This window comes from Kitasatospora brasiliensis, assembly GCF_032654805.1.
GTDB classification, from domain to species: domain Bacteria; phylum Actinomycetota; class Actinomycetes; order Streptomycetales; family Streptomycetaceae; genus Kitasatospora; species Kitasatospora brasiliensis.
Genome location: NZ_JAUOOW010000001.1, coordinates 755,937 through 771,392, shown reverse-complemented (window position 1 = coordinate 771,392; position 15,456 = coordinate 755,937). Strand labels below are relative to the sequence as shown.

The window sequence follows — 15,456 nt, the reverse complement described above, 5'->3', positions numbered from 1 at the left end:
TCTGAGCCGCCCCCACCCCCCGACCCCGCGAAACACGGAGACATTGAGCAATGGCTGAGATTCTCGTCCTGGTGGACCACGCCGACGGTGTGGTCCGCAAGCCGGCCCTGGAGCTGCTGACCCTGGCCCGCCGCATCGGCGAGCCGTCCGCCGTCGTCCTGGGCGCCGGTGCGGCCGCCGCCGACATCGCCGCCAAGGCCGGCGAGTACGGCGCGGCCAAGGTGTACGTCGCCGACGGCGCCGAGTTCACCGACCAGCTGGTCGTCCCCAAGGTCGACGCCCTGGCCCAGATCGCCAAGGCCAACGACGCCGCCGCCGTCCTGGTCACGTCCTCCGGCGAGGGCAAGGAGATCGCCGCCCGCGTCGCGCTGCGCCTCGGCTCCGGCATCATCACCGACGCCGTCGACCTGCGGGCCGGCGACCAGGGCCCGATCGCCACCCAGTCGGTGTTCGCCGCCTCGTACACCGTCGACTCCCGGGTGAGCAACGGCGTGCCGGTCATCACCGTCAAGCCGAACGCCGTCGCCCCCGAGGCCGCCCCGGCCGCGGGCGCCGTCGAGAACGTCGCCGTCGAGTTCACCGGCAACGCCGCCAAGGTCGTCGAGCGCACCCCGCGGGTGTCCTCCGGCCGTCCCGAGCTGACCGAGGCCGCCATCGTGGTCTCCGGCGGCCGTGGCGTCGGTGCCGCCGAGGGCTTCGGCGTGGTCGAGGAGCTCGCGGACGCGCTGGGCGGCGCGGTCGGTGCCTCGCGCGCCGCCGTGGACGCCGGCTGGTACCCGCACAGCAGCCAGGTCGGTCAGACCGGCAAGCAGGTCTCGCCGCAGCTGTACGTGGCCAACGGCATCTCGGGCGCCATTCAGCACCGGGCCGGCATGCAGACCTCGAAGACCATCGTGGCCGTCAACAAGGACCCCGAGGCCCCGATCTTCGAGCTCGCCGACTACGGCGTGGTCGGCGACCTCTTCGAGGTCCTGCCGCAGCTCACCGCCGAGGTGAAGGCCCGCAAGGCCTGATCGCCGAAGGTCACGGACGACAGTGAGGGCGTGGCACCGAGTGGTACTCGGTGCCACGCCCTCCGTCGTCTCCGGAGCTCTTCCGAGAGCTCTTCCGGGGTCCGTTCCGGAAGCAGTTCCAGGAGCGGTTCCAGGCACCCGGCCGGGAGCCAGGCTCAGTCCGCCACGTAGGCCGCGAGGTGCTGGGTGAAGCCGCCCTGGGTGGGCGGCAGCGGGCGCGGCTCGGGTTCCGGTGTCACCGGTGGCTCCTCCATCGGCAGCAGCCGCAGTTCCGGCTGCTCGGAGTCGGGGGAGGAGAACAGCCGCACCCGGGTGCCGATCGGGACGGTGCTGCGCATCCCGTCGACGATGCACCAGACGTCGAAGCCCTCCGCCATCCGGATCAGGGACTTCTGACGGACCAGTGGCGTGCGGGCCTGCTCGACCGCGCAGCGCCGGACCACGCCGGTGCCCTCGCTCGGCTCCAGCGTCAGCTCGGTGGAGCCGCAGGTCGGGCAGAGCAATCGCTGGAAGGTCGGGTTGCTGCACCACGTACAGCGCTGGAAGTACAGCGTCGTACTCCGGCTGTCGGCATCGATGGCTGAGTGGACCACGCTGTCATCTCCCTGCGCTCGGGCCGGCTCTGTCGGCGGAAGTACGGCGGACGTACGCCAGACGTTCGGCACGAAAAGGATAGGGAACTCAGTACCGCAAAGGGAAGGCACTGAGTTCCCTTTTTGCCTTGCGCGTGCATAATGAAGGGTACTGAGTACCGTCGTGAAACAGGAGTGGCGATCATGAGCCAGGAGTTCGATCTCTTCCGTATCTCCGAGGAGCACGAGATGCTCCGTGAGGCGGTGCGTTCGCTGGCCGAGGCGAAGATCGCTCCGTTCGCGGCGGAGGTGGACGAGCAGGGGCGGTTCCCGCGGGAGGCGTTGGACGCGTTGCAGGGCAATGACCTGCACGCGGTGCACGTGCCGGAGGAGTTCGGCGGTGCGGGTGCGGACGCGTTGGCGACGGTGATCGTGATCGAGGAGGTGGCGCGGGTGTGCGCGTCGTCCTCGTTGATTCCGGCGGTGAACAAGCTGGGGTCGCTGCCGGTGCAGCTGTCGGGCTCGGAGGAGCTGAAGGCGAAGTACCTGGGGGCGCTGGCGCGTGGTGAGGGGATGTTCTCGTACTGCCTGTCGGAGCCGGAGGCGGGTTCGGACGCGGCGGGGATGAAGACCCGGGCGGTGCGGGACGGGGACTTCTGGGTGCTGAACGGTGTGAAGCGCTGGATCACCAACGCGGGTGTGTCGGAGTTCTACACGGTGATGGCCGTGACCGACCCGGAGAAGCGTTCGAAGGGCATTTCGGCGTTCGTGGTGGAGAAGGGCGACGAGGGGGTGTCGTTCGGGGCTCCGGAGAAGAAGTTGGGGATCAAGGGCTCTCCGACGCGTGAGGTGTACTTCGACAATGTGCGGATCCCGGTGGATCGGATGATCGGTGCGGAGGGCACGGGTTTCGCGACGGCGATGAAGACGCTGGACCACACCCGGGTGACGATCGCGGCGCAGGCGATCGGGATCGCGCAGGGGGCGCTGGACTACGCCAAGGGGTATGTGAAGGAGCGCAAGCAGTTCGGCAAGGCGATCGCGGAGTTCCAGGGGGTCCAGTTCATGCTGGCGGACATGGCGATGAAGCTGGAGGCGGCGCGGCAGTTGACGTACGCGGCGGCGGCGAAGTCGCAGCGTGGGGACGCGGATCTGACGTTCTTCGGGGCGGCGGCGAAGTGCTACGCGTCGGACGCGGCGATGGAGATCACGACGGACGCGGTGCAGTTGCTGGGTGGGTACGGGTACACCCGGGACTACCCGGTGGAGCGGATGATGCGGGACGCGAAGATCACGCAGATCTACGAGGGCACCAACCAGGTCCAGCGGATCGTCATGGCCCGCAACCTCCCGTAACCCGCCCCCGAGCACACCGACGGCCGGGCCCGACCGGGCGGCCCGGCCGTCCCCGCCACCCCCGGGGGTGGATGTTAGGTTCCGGTGAATGAGCGAGAAGGAAGAGCAGGACCAGCCCATGAATGACGGGCCCTCGAAGCCGGCGATGCGCGAGGCGCTGGTGGCCGCGGCCTTCGAGCTCTTCCTGGAGCGGGGCTTCGAGCAGACGACCGTCGACGACATCGTCTCGCTGGCCGGCGTCGGCCGGCGCTCCTTCTTCCGCTACTTCCCGGCCAAGGAGGACGTGGTCTTCCCCGACCACGAGCGCAGCCTCGCCGAGATGACGGAGTTCCTGGAGTCCGGCAGCGGCGAGGAGGACCCGGTCAAGCACGCCTGCGACGCCGCCCGCCTGGTCCTGCGGATGTACGCCGAGCAGCCCTCCTTCTCCGTCCAGCGCTACCGCCTGACCCGCAAGGTGCCCGGCCTGCGGGCGTACGAGCTGTCCGTGGTCTGGCGCTACGAGCACACCCTCGCCGCTTACCTGCGCGACCGCTTCGCCGACCGCCCGGACGGCCCGCTGCGCGCGGACGTGATCGCCGCGGCCGTCGTCTCCGCGCACAACCACGCCCTGCGCACCTGGCTGCGCTCGGGCGGGGAGAGCGACTGGGTGGCCGAGGTGGACGCGGCGATGGCCTTCGTGACCGGTACCTGGAGCGACCGCCCGGCGGAGGCCGCCGCCGAGGGCGAGTCCGACGAGGTCGTGGTTCTGGTCGCCAGCCGCCGGGCGCCGCTGTGGCGGATGGTCCAGGGCATCGAGAGCGCCCTGGGCAACGACGCCCGCCGGCCCTGAGGACCACCCCGACGACCCGCCCACGGGCCCCGGGTCCCTGGGCTTCGGTCAACTGTTCCCGTACGGCAGGCCCCCGTATCGGGCTGTTCGAATGACATCGGCGAGGGGCGAGGCGGCGCCAGGCGGCGCGGAGGCGTCGGCGGCGCCGGACCGGTCGGGCTGTCGAGTGTCGCCGGTCTGCTCCGGCCGAATGATCCTCCCGACAATCACCTGATCAGTATTTCTGCTGGTCGACACGGCGTTTCCGACTGAGCATCGGTCGGGATGCCCGCGACGCCGGTTGCGACGGGATACGGGGCGTGGCTGTCTGAATCCGGCGGGCCGATCGGTGCCGCCGCCTCACACCCCGAAACTCCGTGGAGGAGATTTCCATGCGTTCTCTCAAGCGTGTCCTGGCCGCCAGTGCCCTCGCCGTCCCGCTCGTGATCGGCTGTGCCGGCCTGGCCTCGGCTGCGGAAGGCTTGGATGCGAACTACAGCGCGGGCCAGTTCGTCGTCAACAAGGACGGCGCCGGCGTCCTGGGCACCAACTCGGTGCTGAACTCCGACGGGGTCCAGCACGCCGAAATGCTGATCTGGGCGGACAACGAGGGCATCTCCGGCGCCTTCACGGGTGCCGGCGCCACCTACCAGCAGGGCTGACCCGAGCCAGGAATCCCCCCGGAGCCCGCCTGGGTTCCGGGGGGAATCCGCTGCTCGGAGCGGCGGGCGCGCGAGTGCTCCAGCCGACTGATCTTCAGAAATGAGCATACGAGCTGTATTTCCCCTGGTAGGACCACCGATCCTGGTGGGCCGTGGGGCCGGACGGGGGCGTGTCATCGGTTGCGACGCGACGCTGCGCCGTGGCTCCCTGAGTCGCGGCGGGGCCGGACGGCGCCCGCCGCCCCAACCCGGAACTCCGTGGAGGAGATCTTCATGCGTGCTCTCAAGCATGTCCTGGCCGTCGGCGCCCTCACCGTCCCGCTCGTGATCGGTTGCGCCGGCCTGGCCTCGGCCACGGAAGGCCTGGACGCGAGTTTCGGCAAGGGCCAGTTCGTGGTCAACGAGAACGGCGCCGGTGTCGCCGGCACCGAGTCCTCCGTCAGCTCCGACGGGATCTCACACGCGGACTACTGGATGTGGGTGGACGAGACCGGCGTCTACGGCTCGTTCACCGGCGCGGGCGCCACCTGGAACAACGAGTGACATAAGCCGGACACCGCCGCCGGAAAGCCACGGCGACCGGAAAACCACGGCGACCGGAAAACCAGAAGGGCCCCAGATCAACTGGGGCCCTTCGCTGGTGTCCGAGGGGGGACTTGAACCCCCACGCCCGATAAAGGGCACTAGCACCTCAAGCTAGCGCGTCTGCCATTCCGCCACCCGGACTAGGTGTCGTCCTCGCGGCTTCCGATCTCTCGTCCGTCGCGCTGACAGATGTAACTGTAGCAAAGATCGGCTTGGGGTCCCAAAACGGTTCCGCGCGGGGGAGCGGCACCGGTGACGAGGGCAGGGGGTGCCGGGTGGCGGGGGTGTGACCAGCGGGTTTCGGGAGCCCGCGGGGCTGGATCGCGGCGGGGGGCTGGGGGAGGATGGGCGGACGTGCTCGTACGGCCCGGGTGCAGGTCCTGGGGGTGGCGCGCTGGCGCGTCGGTGCGGGCCCAAGACGAGGAGTGACCGTGAGCGAGCGGAGCGAGTCGGCGGCCCCGAAGGCGACGGCCGAGTCGGAGGTCGCCGAGATCTGTCGCGATCTGATCCGGATCGACACCAGCAACTACGGCGACGGCTCCGGCCCGGGTGAGCGGGGGGCGGCCGAGTACGTCGCCGAACAGCTCGCCGAGTTCGGGCTGGAGCCGAAGATCTTCGAGTCGGCCAAGGGGCGGGCCTCGACGGTGGTCCGGATCGAGGGCGAGGACCGCTCTCGCCCCGGTCTGCTGATCCACGGCCACACCGACGTGGTGCCGGCCAACGCCGCGGACTGGACGTACGACCCGTTCGGCGGCGAGATCGCGGACGGCTGCGTCTGGGGGCGCGGCGCGGTCGACATGAAGGACATGGACGCGATGACCCTGGCCGTCATCCGCGACCGGCTGCGCACCGGGCGCAAGCCCCCGCGCGACATCGTGCTGGCCTTCCTCGCCGACGAGGAGGCCGGCGGCACCTACGGCGCCCGCTTCCTGGTCGACAAGCACCCGGGGCTGTTCGAGGGCGTGACCGAGGCGATCGGCGAGGTCGGCGGCTTCTCCTTCACGGTCAACGACCAGGTCCGCCTCTACCTGGTGGAGACGGCCGAGAAGGGCATGCACTGGATGCGCCTGACGGTCGAGGGCCGGGCCGGCCACGGCTCGATGGAGAACGACGACAACGCGATCACCGAGCTGTGCGAGGCCGTCGCCCGGCTCGGCCGGCACCAGTTCCCGCTGCGGATCACCAAGACCGTCCGGGCCTTCCTGGACGAGCTGTCGGACGCGCTCGGGGTCGAGCTGGACCCGGAGAACATGGACGAGACGCTGCGCGTCCTCGGCGGCATCGCCAAGATGATCGGCACCACCCTGCGCAACACCGCCCAGCCGACCATGCTCGGCGCCGGGTACAAGGTGAACGTGATCCCCGGTCAGGCCACCGCGCACGTGGACGGGCGCTTCCTGCCCGGCTACGAGGAGGAGTTCCTGGCCGAGCTGGACAGCGTGCTCGGCCCGCGCGTGAAGCGCGAGAGCCTGCACTCGGACCGGGCGATCGAGACCGGCTTCGACGGCGCCCTGGTCGAGGCGATGCAGACCGCGCTGCGCGCCGAGGACCCGATCGCCCGGGCGGTGCCGTACTGCCTGTCGGGCGGGACGGACGCCAAGTCCTTCCAGGACCTGGGCATCCGCTGCTTCGGCTTCGCGCCGCTCCAGCTGCCGCCGGAGCTGGACTTCGCCGGGATGTTCCACGGCGTGGACGAGCGGGTGCCGGTGGACGGCCTGAAGTTCGGCGTCCGGGTGCTGGACCGCTTCATCGACGCCTGCTGAATCTCCCCTGATCAAGCCTGATCAGGCGACTGGGTCGGCCCGCTTCCGGAGCGCCGGGAGCGGGCCGACCGCATTGTCCGAGCGGATGATTGTGGGATGGGTCGGGGGAGATCAACAGAAGCGATTCTGCCGGGAATCTCAAGCCGATCATGCGTGCGAGTTCTCACCGTTGAGGGTGAATGGGAGATCCGGTCCGTACCCCGTTTGCCGCAGCGTCGTTCATCCCTGTGCAGCCCGCCGAACGGGTTGCGTTGTCCATACAGGAGGAATGATGAAGGTCAAGAAGATCGCCGCTGTCACCGCCGCCACCGGTGGCCTGGTGTTCGCCGCCGCGGGCATCGCGTCCGCTCACGGTGTCGCCGAGGGTGCGGCCGTCGGCTCCCCGGGTGTCGCTTCGGGCAACTCGATTCAGGTTCCGGTGCACATCCCGGTCAACGTCTGTGGCAACAGCATCAGCGTCATCGGCCTGCTGAACCCGGTGTTCGGCAACGCCTGCGGCAACGCCTGAGCCAACCTCCGGGCCACTGGGGCCTGTTGAGCAGACTCGACCCGGCCCCCGGGCGGCGGACGCGCCGCACCGGGGGCGTTCGGTTTCTCCGGCGACTGCCGGGTGCCTCTCGGGTCGACGCCTCTCGGCCGATCCGTCTCGGGCCGGCAGCTCTCAGGCCGATACCTCTCGGGCGTGCCGGATACAGGGGATTCGGCACAATCCCTCGATCGGGTGAAGCCGATGCGTTCGGCTCAACCTCCCCGTTGGCCCCTCGTTAACCCGTGTGCAGCCGAAGCCCTTGCGTGATTTACGGATATACCGAAATTCCGACTTCTTTACAGGTTCATGCCAGGGTCGACACGTCATCTCTAGATGTCAGGGGAAAACATGAGGAATGTAGCCAAGAAGGGGATCCTCACGGCCGTGGCCACCGGCAGTGTGCTGGCCTCGACCGCCGGCTACGCCTACGCGGGTGGCGCCGAGGCGCAGGGGGTGGCTACCGGTTCGCCCGGTGTCGTCTCGGGCAACTCGGTGCAGGTGCCGATCGACGCACCGATCAACCTCTGCGGCAACACGATCGACCTGGTCGGCTTGCTGAACCCGTCCTTCGGCAACAAGTGCGCCAACGTCAGCGGTGGGGGGCACCAGGCCGCCAAGCCCGCCCAGACCGGTCACCCCGGCGGTGGCAGCGGCACGGGCGGCAGCGGTACCGGAGGCGGCATCGGCGGCAGCGGTGTCGGTGGTGGTGCTACCAGCGGCAGCGGTGTCGGCGGCAGCGGCCTCGGCGGCTCCGAGGCCGGCGGCTTCCAGGGCACCGGGACGGCCACCCCGGGGGCCGGCGCCTCCGGCGTCGCCACCAACTCGCCGGGCGTGCTCTCCGGCAACAGCGTCCAGGCGCCGGTGGACGTCCCGGTCAACGCCTGCGGCAACTCGGTGAACGTGGCCGGAGTCGGCAACCCGGCCTTCGGCAACCACTGCGCCAACGTGGAGACGCCCGCCCCGAAGCCCCCCGTCGCCCCGCCGGCCGAGGGCTGCGCCGAGGCCTGCCCGACCCCGCCGCAGGTCTCCGCCGAGGAGGCCCCGCCCGTCCCGCGCAGCACTCCGCCGGTCGTGGCGGCGGAGTCGGCCGTCAAGCCCGCCCAGGCCCCGGCCCAGCTGGCGCACACCGGTGCCGGTGACGTCGAGCTGCTCGGCGCCGCCGGTCTCGCCCTGCTGCTCGGCGGTGGCGTGCTCTACCGTCGCGCCAGGGCCGGCGTCCGCTGACGCGAAGGACCGGAGGTCGGCGCGCGCCCTGACCGGGGCGCGCGCCTTTCCATGGGAACGGCACACCCGCGGCCGCCCGCCGAAGCGGCGGCCGCGGGTGCGTGACGGCTCGGTGCCGGGCCTCGCCGGGGAGCGGGTGCCCCGCTCGTCACCAGCTCCGGACCTGCCGGATGATCCGCCGCTTCAGCCGGACCGTCCGGCTGCCGTCGGGGAACAACCGCAGCCGGTCGAGCTCCCAGCGCCCGTACTCGGCGTGCTCGGTGAGCAGTTGGCGCGCCGCGTTGCGCGTGGTGCCGCGCGGCATGCGCAGGGACTGGTACTCGTACTCCGGCTGCCGGACCGGCTTCCGTGGGGTCAAAACGCTCCTCCTGGGGATCACCTTCGAGCAAGCCTACGGCCTGCCCCGGACAGTCGGCCCGGGTGTTTCCGGCCGGCACTCCGGTGCGGGAGCGGCGGCCCGTGGGGGTGTGGACCGGACAGTCGACTGACAGTGGATCAGCTCTGTTGTCGCTGGGGAAGGAATACCCCGATCCCGGCGCGCGAAGCCGTGCCCGGACGGCCCCGCGGAGCCCGGTGCGCGCCCTCGGCGCCCGCTTCGCGCCGGTGCCGCGCAGGGACGAAGCGGCACGGATCGGACATCAGGGGGGAAGTTGCGGTGAAATCGCGGGTGTAGGTGACAACCGCTGTGCGTACCGACACCGCGGGGAGATAGCGTCTGCACCATGTCTGATGCCGCGCAGCCCACCATTGCCGAGGTACGCGCCGCCGCTGAGGCGGTCAAGGCCGCCATCGACCGTCATCTGGAAGCGGTGTCAAGCCCCAACGCAGCCGATGATCCCGCCGTGTCCGCCGCCTACGAGCAGCTCGCGACGGCGGCCATCGCCTACGACCAGCTCCTGTACGAGGCCTACGACGAGGTCACGCCCTTCGAGATCCCCGGGGACGAGGGCCCTGGGGGGTACCACGGCCCCGAACAGCCCGAGGCGATCAGCGTGTTGATCCGCCGCGACTACCACGTCGTCGACCCCAAGCGGCTGCGTGCCCAGGCCGAGCGGCTGGACGACTCGCTCACCCCGGGCGGCTCCGGCACGGGCGAGGTGAACGCCGCGATCGGCGTGCTGTTCGGTGAGTACGAGCCGGACGAGATCGCCGCACGCAGCGAGGAGTTCGGCCTGGAGGAGGGCGACTCCACGCTCTGGGTCGCGGCCGCCGAGCCGACCGAGCCGGGCGAGTGGCTGCCGGAGCCCTTCGAGCACGCCGACCCGCAGCTGCTGATCTGCCGGTTCGACGTGAGCGAGGTCTACGACGACGAGGACCTGGACGACTGAAGCCGTCCAGGACGCGAAGAAACGCCGACGGGCGGGCCCGGGATCACCGGGGCCCGCCCGTCGTGTCGTTCCGGCCGGCCCCGCACCGGGGGGCGGCCGGAACGACCGGTCAGTACGCCGAGTCGGCGGCGTTCTCGGCGAGGATCGCCCGCAGCCGGGTGGTGCGCGGCTGCGCCGGGCGCTCGGCGACGGCCTGGGCGAGCGCCGGGCCCGCCGCGTGCACCACCGACAGGTGCCGCTCGCCACGGCCGAAGGCCGTGTAGACCCACTGCCGGGTGAGCGCCGGGGCGGCGTCCTCCGGGAGCACCACCACCGCACCCGGCCAGCGCCGGCCGAGCGCCTGGTGGACGGTCAGCGCCCAGCCGTGCCGCAGCCGCGCGGCCTCGGCGGGCGGGACCGTCCGGCGCGAGCCGTCCGGGTACTCCAGGTGCAGCCCGGTGGCGTCGCCGTCCAGCACCCGGGCCGGGCGGGTGATGCCGGGCGCGGGGGAGTCGACCACCCGGTCGCCCGGGTCGAAGCCGCCGAACCGGCCGGGGCCGGGATTGAGCCGGGCCTTGGCGGCGGCGTTGAGCGCCCGGGTGCCCGCCGGGCCGCCGTGGCCCGGGGTGAGCAGCACCACCTGCTCGACCGGGATGCCGAGGGCGCGCGGGATGGAGTCGGTGAGCAGCTGGATGGCGCGGTGGACGGCCTCGCCGGCGTCCTTGGCGGTCAGGATGACCACTTCCTTGTCCGGCGCCTCGACCGGCTGGAGCTCGCCGACGCCGACGCCGGAGACCAGCTCGCCGATCGGGCCGAAGTCCGGGGTGCGGGAGGCGACCGCCGGGCAGGCCTTGGCGGCCAGCAGGTCGGCGAAGAACCGGCCGGGGCCGGCCGACCAGAGCTGGCCCGGATCGCCGCTGAGCACCAGTCGGGTGCCGTCGGCGAGCGACTCCAGGACGGTGGCGGCCAGCTCGACGTCCAGCAGCGGGGCGTCCAGCACGACCAGCAGGTCCAGGGCGAGGGTGCCGTCCGGGGCGCGGCCGGGGCCGGCGGCGCCGGAGAGCAGCTCGGCGAGGGTGACCACGGGGATTTCCGCCTCGGCACCGGCCTCGGCACCGGCCTCGGCACCGGCCTCGGCGCCGGTTGCGGCGAGCGCGTCCCGGCCCTGGTCGGTCCAGGTGGCGGCCCAGGCCCGCAGCCCGAGGCCGCGGGCGGCGGTGACCAGCGCGGCCGGCTCGGCGCGGGCGGCCTCGCCGCCGGTGTGCAGCACCAGGGGGTGCTCGGCGACGGCCTTGATCAGGGCGGTCGCCGAGGAGGACGACGCGGCCTCGGCGGCGGCCGCCCAGGCGGTCGGGCCGGGGGCGATGGGGGCCGACTCGGCGGCAGCCTCGCCCTCGGCCTCGTCCTCCTCCTCGCCCTCCTTCTCGCCCTCGGCCGACTCGGTGTCCTCGCCCGGCACGAAGGTGGCCATCAGCTGGAGCAGCTTCTCGGTGAGGCTGACCTCCGCCATCCCCAGCCCCTCCAGCGCGAGCAGCGTCCGGGTCGGCGCCTCGTCCTCCTCGCCGCCACCCGCCGCGTGGGCCCCCTCGGCGCCGGCCGGCTCCTCCTGGAAGGTCAGCACCCGCCCGTTCTCGACGGCGGACTCGATGGCGGCGGCCGGGTCCGGCATCCGCAGCCGGCCGAGCCCGGCCACCACCTCGGTCAGCTCCAGGGCCGAGTGCCCGCGCAGCGCCGCCTGCTCCAGCAGCCAGAGCACCAGCGCCCGGCCGCGGCGCGGGTCGCCCGGCGCGGCGCCGGGGCCGAGCAGTTTCTGGGCGAAGCCGTCCGCGTGTTCGGGCCGGACGCCGGGCAGGCCCAGCACGGCCCACGGGTCCTCGCGCAGCCGCTCGGGGGCCTCCTCGCCGAACGCGGTCACGGCGGCCGGGGCCAGCTCGGCCGGGGCGCCGCCGGCGGTCAGCACCTCGGCGGTGGCGCGGAGCGCCTCGCCGCGCTGCCGGTCGGACACCACCGGGGCCGGAGCGGCAGGAGCGGCAGGGGCGGCCGGGGCCGCGGGGGCAGCCGGAGGGGTCGGGGCAGCCGGCTCCGACGCCTCGGGCTCCGGAGCGTCCTCCGTCGAGGCCTCCAGCATCGAGGCCTCCGCCCGTGCGGCACCCGCCCGCGCGGCACTCTCCGCGGCGTCCTCCGGCTGCATGCCGCGGATCCGCTGGGCCAGCTCCGCGAACTTCGCCGCCTTCTGCTCCGGGGTCAGCTGGGCTCCGGCGGTCACCTCCGGAGCGCCGTTCCCCGTGTCAGTCATCGTCGTCCGCTCCAAAGGTCACTCCACTGCGCGTTCTGCTCGACAACCCGGGCCAAGGGTCACAGTTCGGTCCACCCCTGGTCCGGGTAGCGGTGCACCGGGGACGAGATGTCGTCCAGCGCACCGCGGATCTCATCCGGAAGCGTAAGCGCCTCCACCGACAGGGCCGACTGGAGCTGGGCCACCGTCCGGGCTCCGACCAGCGCGCTGGCCACCCCGGGCCGGTCCCGCACCCAGGCCAGCGCGACCGCCAGCGGGCTGCTGGCGAGCCCGTCGGCGGCGGTGGCGAGGGCGTCCACGATCCGCCGCGACCGCTCCCCGAGGTACGGCTGGACGTACCCGGCCAGGTACGCCGAGGCGCCGCGCGAGTCCTGGGGGACGCCGTGCCGGTACTTGCCGGTGAGCACTCCGCGCCCGAGCGGCGAGCCGGCCAGCACCCCGACCCCGGCGTCCAGCGCGGCGGGCAGCGCCTCCCGCTCGATGCCGCGCTGGAGCAGTGAGTACTCCAGCTGCGCCCCGGCCAGTGGCACCCGCCCGTGGTGGGCGCGCTGCCAGGTGGCGGCGCGGGCGAGCTGCCAGCCGCTGAAGTCGCAGACCCCGACGTAGCGGGCGCGCCCGGAGGAGACGGCGATGTCGAGGGCGCTGAGCGTCTCCTCGGCCGGGGTCGCGGGGTCGAAGGAGTGCACCTGCCACAGGTCGACGTAGTCGGTGCCGAGCCGGCGCAGCGAGGCGTCCAGGGCGGCGAGCAGGTGGCCGCGGGAGCCGTCGAAGCGGCGGGCGGACTCCGGGACGCTGCCCGCCTTGGTGGCGATGAGGAGTTCGGAGCGGGGGATCAGGGTGTCGGTGAGCCGGGAGATCAGGTACTCGGCGCCGCCGTCCGCGTACACGTCGGCGGTGTCGACCAGGTTGCCGCCGGCGTCGACGAACTCCTTGAGCTGCTCGGCGGCCTCGGGCTCGTCGGTGTCGCGGCCCCAGGTCATGGTGCCGAGGCCGAGCCGGGAGACCTGTAGGCCGGTGCGGCCGAGGTGACGCTGTTCCATCGGACGGGCCCTCCACTGGCCGGTGCTCCCGGGAGCACCGGCAGCCCTGTAAACGCGCAGGTGGGGAGAGTGCTCCCCACGTCGGCTGAGCGTAGCGGCCGGTGCCCGGACAGGGGTGCAGACCCGCACAACGATCACCGGCGCCGGTGTGACCCAGAGCACCTCTACTCGCCAGTAGCAGGTTCGGCGTGGGCATGGTTACCCTGCCCACAACCCCAACCCACTGGAAGGTGCGGCAGATGCGACTCGGGATCAACCTCGGCTACTGGGGACTCGGCATGGACGCCGACAACATCGCCGTGGCCCAGGAGGCGGACCGGCTCGGCTACGCGGTCTGCTGGGCGGCGGAGGCGTACGGCTCGGACGCCGCGACGGTGCTCAGCTTCGTCGCCGCGAAGACCGAACGGATCGACGTCGGCTCGGCCATCTTCCAGATCCCGGCCCGGACTCCGGCGATGACCGCGATGACCGCCGCGACCCTGGACACCCTCTCCGGCGGCCGGTTCCGGCTCGGCCTCGGCGTCTCCGGCCCGCAGGTGTCCGAGGGCTGGTACGGCGTGAAGTTCGACAAGCCGCTCGCCCGCACCCGCGAGTACGTGGAGATCATCCGCAAGGCGATGTCCCGCGAGCGCCTGGTGCACGAGGGCGCCAACTGGACGCTGCCGCTGCCCGGCGGCCCGGGCAAGCCGATCAAGCTCACGGTGCACCCGGTGCGCGAGCACATCCCGCTGTACATCGCCGCGATCGGCCCGAAGAACCTGGAGCTGACCGGCGAGATCGCCGACGGCTGGCTCGGCATCTTCTTCTCGCCCGAGCACGCCGCGCTCTCGCTGGACCCGCTGACGGCCGGCCGGGCCGAGGCCGGGAAGACGCTGGACGGCTTCGACCTCTGCCCGACGGTGAACCTCGCGGTCGGCGAGGACATCAAGGCCGGCGTGGACGGCCTGCGCTCGTACGCCGCCCTGTACATCGGCGGCATGGGCAGCAAGGAGAAGAACTTCTACAACCAGATCGCCCGGCGGATGGGCTACGAGCAGGCCGCCGACGAGGTCCAGGAGAAGTACCTGGCCAAGGACTACGCCGGCGCCGCGGCCGCCGTCCCGCACGACCTGATCGACGCCACCTCGCTGATCGGCGACACCGTCCGGATCGCCGACCGGATGCAGGCCTACGCCGACGCCGGCGTCACCACGCTGACCCTGGCCCCGTCCGGGTTCACCCTGGACGAGCGGGTCCAGGCGCTGCGCACCGGCGTCGAGGCGCTGGAGCGGGCCGGACTGGCCTGACCGGCAGCGGTGTTCGAGCGGCGCTACAGCCAGTCGTGCCGCTTGAACACCCGGTGCAGCACCAGGCAGACCACCGCCATCAGCACCAGCACCGCCGGGTAGCCCCAGACCTGGTGCAGCTCGGGCATGTGCTCGAAGTTCATCCCATAGATGCCCGCGATCATCGTCGGCACGGCGGCCAGCGCCGCCCAGGCCGAGATCTTCCGCATGTCGTCGTTCTGCTGCACGCTGATCTGCGCCAGGTTGGCGCTGAGGATGTCGGACAGCAGCCGGTCCATGCCGTCCACCTGGTCGTTCACCCGGGCGACGTGGTCGGCGACGTCCCGCAGGTAGGGCGCGGCCTCGGGGCGGACGAAGCGGGCGCCGCGCTGCAGGGCGAGCATCGGCTCCAGCAGCGGGCCGGTGGCCCGGCGCACGGACATCACCTGGCGCTTGTAGCCGTAGATCCGCCCGGCGGTGCCGCCGGAGACCCGGCCGGGGGAGAAGATGTCCGCCTCCAGCTCGTCCAGGTCGCCCTGGAGCGCGGCGGCCACCTCGACGTAGCCGTCCACGATGGTGTCGCAGACCGAGTGCAGCACCGAACTGGGGCCGTAGCGCAGCAGTTCGGGGTCCTGCTCCAGGGTGGCCCGCAGGCCGCTGAGCGGGCTGTCCTCGCCGTGCCGGACGGTCAGCACGAAGTCCGGGCCGAGGAAGACCATCACCTCGCCGACCGTGACGACATGGGAGCCCGGGTGGTAGCCGACGGTCTTCAGGGCGACGAACAGCGAGCCCTGGTAGGCCTCGACCTTGGGGCGCTGGTGGGCGCTGACGGCGTCCTCGACGGCCAGCGGGTGCAGCGCGAACTCCTTGCCGACGAGGTCGAGTTCCTCGGTGCTGGGCTCGAAGAGGCCGATCCAGACGAAGCCGTCCGGACCGGCCGCGCGGGCGGCGGTGAGCGCGCCGGCCAGGTCCTCGGGGGCCTCGATCCGGCGGCCGTCGTGGTAGGCGGCGCAGTGGACGATCATGAGGGCCATTG

The 15,456-nt window shown here is 72.1% G+C and carries 15 protein-coding genes and 1 tRNA gene; 10 read left to right on the top strand and 6 right to left on the bottom strand.

The genetic code is table 11. The features are described 5' to 3' along the window. Positions 1–50: 50 nt before the first annotated feature. On the top strand, positions 51–1,013 hold the full coding sequence (locus QWJ13_RS03530) for an electron transfer flavoprotein subunit alpha/FixB family protein (protein WP_316520393.1): 963 nt from the start codon (positions 51–53) through the stop codon (positions 1,011–1,013). A 155-nt stretch (positions 1,014–1,168) separates the two neighbouring features. On the opposite strand, the gene QWJ13_RS03525 is transcribed toward QWJ13_RS03530, so the two are convergent. Further along, complete coding sequence (locus tag QWJ13_RS03525; protein ID WP_316520392.1) at positions 1,169–1,606, bottom strand: Zn-ribbon domain-containing OB-fold protein; 438 nt, start codon at positions 1,604–1,606, stop codon at positions 1,169–1,171. A 183-nt stretch (positions 1,607–1,789) separates the two neighbouring features. Here QWJ13_RS03525 and QWJ13_RS03520 point away from each other — a divergent pair, with 183 nt between their 5' ends. The 4 genes from QWJ13_RS03520 to QWJ13_RS03505 all read left to right on the top strand — a co-directional run bounded on the left by QWJ13_RS03520 (position 1,790) and on the right by QWJ13_RS03505 (position 4,954). Further along, positions 1,790–2,941 (top strand): acyl-CoA dehydrogenase family protein, encoded by a 1,152-nt coding sequence (locus tag QWJ13_RS03520; protein WP_316520390.1) that lies wholly within the window; start codon positions 1,790–1,792, stop codon positions 2,939–2,941. 88 nt (positions 2,942–3,029) lie between these two features. Further along, a complete protein-coding gene (locus tag QWJ13_RS03515) occupies positions 3,030–3,770 on the top strand; it encodes a TetR family transcriptional regulator (RefSeq protein ID WP_316520389.1) in 741 nt (246 codons plus the stop codon). Positions 3,771–4,141: 371 nt separating this feature from the next. Further along, positions 4,142–4,411 carry a hypothetical protein gene (locus QWJ13_RS03510; protein WP_316520387.1) on the top strand — a complete coding sequence of 90 codons (270 nt, stop codon included), beginning with the start codon at positions 4,142–4,144 and terminating at the stop codon, positions 4,409–4,411. A gap of 273 nt (positions 4,412–4,684) precedes the next feature. Further along, on the top strand, positions 4,685–4,954 hold the full coding sequence (locus tag QWJ13_RS03505; RefSeq protein WP_316520386.1) for a hypothetical protein: 270 nt from the start codon (positions 4,685–4,687) through the stop codon (positions 4,952–4,954). A gap of 95 nt (positions 4,955–5,049) precedes the next feature. On the opposite strand, the gene QWJ13_RS03500 is transcribed toward QWJ13_RS03505, so the two are convergent. Next, positions 5,050–5,137 (bottom strand) — tRNA-Leu (locus QWJ13_RS03500). A 290-nt stretch (positions 5,138–5,427) separates the two neighbouring features. Here QWJ13_RS03500 and QWJ13_RS03495 point away from each other — a divergent pair. The 3 genes from QWJ13_RS03495 (at position 5,428) to QWJ13_RS03485 (ending at position 8,512) form a co-directional block, all read left to right on the top strand. After that, positions 5,428–6,759 (top strand): M20/M25/M40 family metallo-hydrolase, encoded by a 1,332-nt coding sequence (locus QWJ13_RS03495; protein WP_316520385.1) that lies wholly within the window; start codon positions 5,428–5,430, stop codon positions 6,757–6,759. 271 nt (positions 6,760–7,030) lie between these two features. Beyond that, positions 7,031–7,267 carry a chaplin gene (locus tag QWJ13_RS03490; protein WP_432277416.1) on the top strand — a complete coding sequence of 79 codons (237 nt, stop codon included), beginning with the start codon at positions 7,031–7,033 and terminating at the stop codon, positions 7,265–7,267. A gap of 405 nt (positions 7,268–7,672) precedes the next feature. Next, positions 7,673–8,512, top strand: coding sequence for a chaplin (locus tag QWJ13_RS03485; RefSeq protein ID WP_432277415.1), 840 nt, complete (start codon positions 7,673–7,675; stop codon positions 8,510–8,512). A gap of 148 nt (positions 8,513–8,660) precedes the next feature. Here the strand turns inward: QWJ13_RS03485 and QWJ13_RS03480 are convergent, their stop codons facing one another. Next, positions 8,661–8,870 carry a DUF5703 family protein gene (locus tag QWJ13_RS03480; protein ID WP_316520381.1) on the bottom strand — a complete coding sequence of 70 codons (210 nt, stop codon included), beginning with the start codon at positions 8,868–8,870 and terminating at the stop codon, positions 8,661–8,663. A 364-nt stretch (positions 8,871–9,234) separates the two neighbouring features. Between QWJ13_RS03480 and QWJ13_RS03475 the strand changes: the two genes are divergently transcribed. Continuing rightward, complete coding sequence (locus QWJ13_RS03475) at positions 9,235–9,840, top strand: hypothetical protein (protein ID WP_316520380.1); 606 nt, start codon at positions 9,235–9,237, stop codon at positions 9,838–9,840. A gap of 109 nt (positions 9,841–9,949) precedes the next feature. Here QWJ13_RS03475 and QWJ13_RS03470 read toward each other — a convergent pair whose 3' ends face one another. Both QWJ13_RS03470 and QWJ13_RS03465 read right to left on the bottom strand, forming a co-directional pair. Further along, complete coding sequence (locus QWJ13_RS03470; RefSeq protein ID WP_316520379.1) at positions 9,950–12,115, bottom strand: helix-hairpin-helix domain-containing protein; 2,166 nt, start codon at positions 12,113–12,115, stop codon at positions 9,950–9,952. A gap of 59 nt (positions 12,116–12,174) precedes the next feature. Next, positions 12,175–13,155, bottom strand: coding sequence for an aldo/keto reductase (locus QWJ13_RS03465; protein ID WP_316520377.1), 981 nt, complete (start codon positions 13,153–13,155; stop codon positions 12,175–12,177). A 239-nt stretch (positions 13,156–13,394) separates the two neighbouring features. Between QWJ13_RS03465 and QWJ13_RS03460 the strand changes: the two genes are divergently transcribed. Continuing rightward, a complete protein-coding gene (locus QWJ13_RS03460) occupies positions 13,395–14,441 on the top strand; it encodes an LLM class F420-dependent oxidoreductase (RefSeq protein WP_316520376.1) in 1,047 nt (348 codons plus the stop codon). Positions 14,442–14,464: 23 nt separating this feature from the next. Here the strand turns inward: QWJ13_RS03460 and QWJ13_RS03455 are convergent, their stop codons facing one another. After that, a complete protein-coding gene (locus QWJ13_RS03455; RefSeq protein WP_316520374.1) occupies positions 14,465–15,445 on the bottom strand; it encodes a magnesium and cobalt transport protein CorA in 981 nt (326 codons plus the stop codon). Positions 15,446–15,456 lie beyond the last annotated feature (11 nt).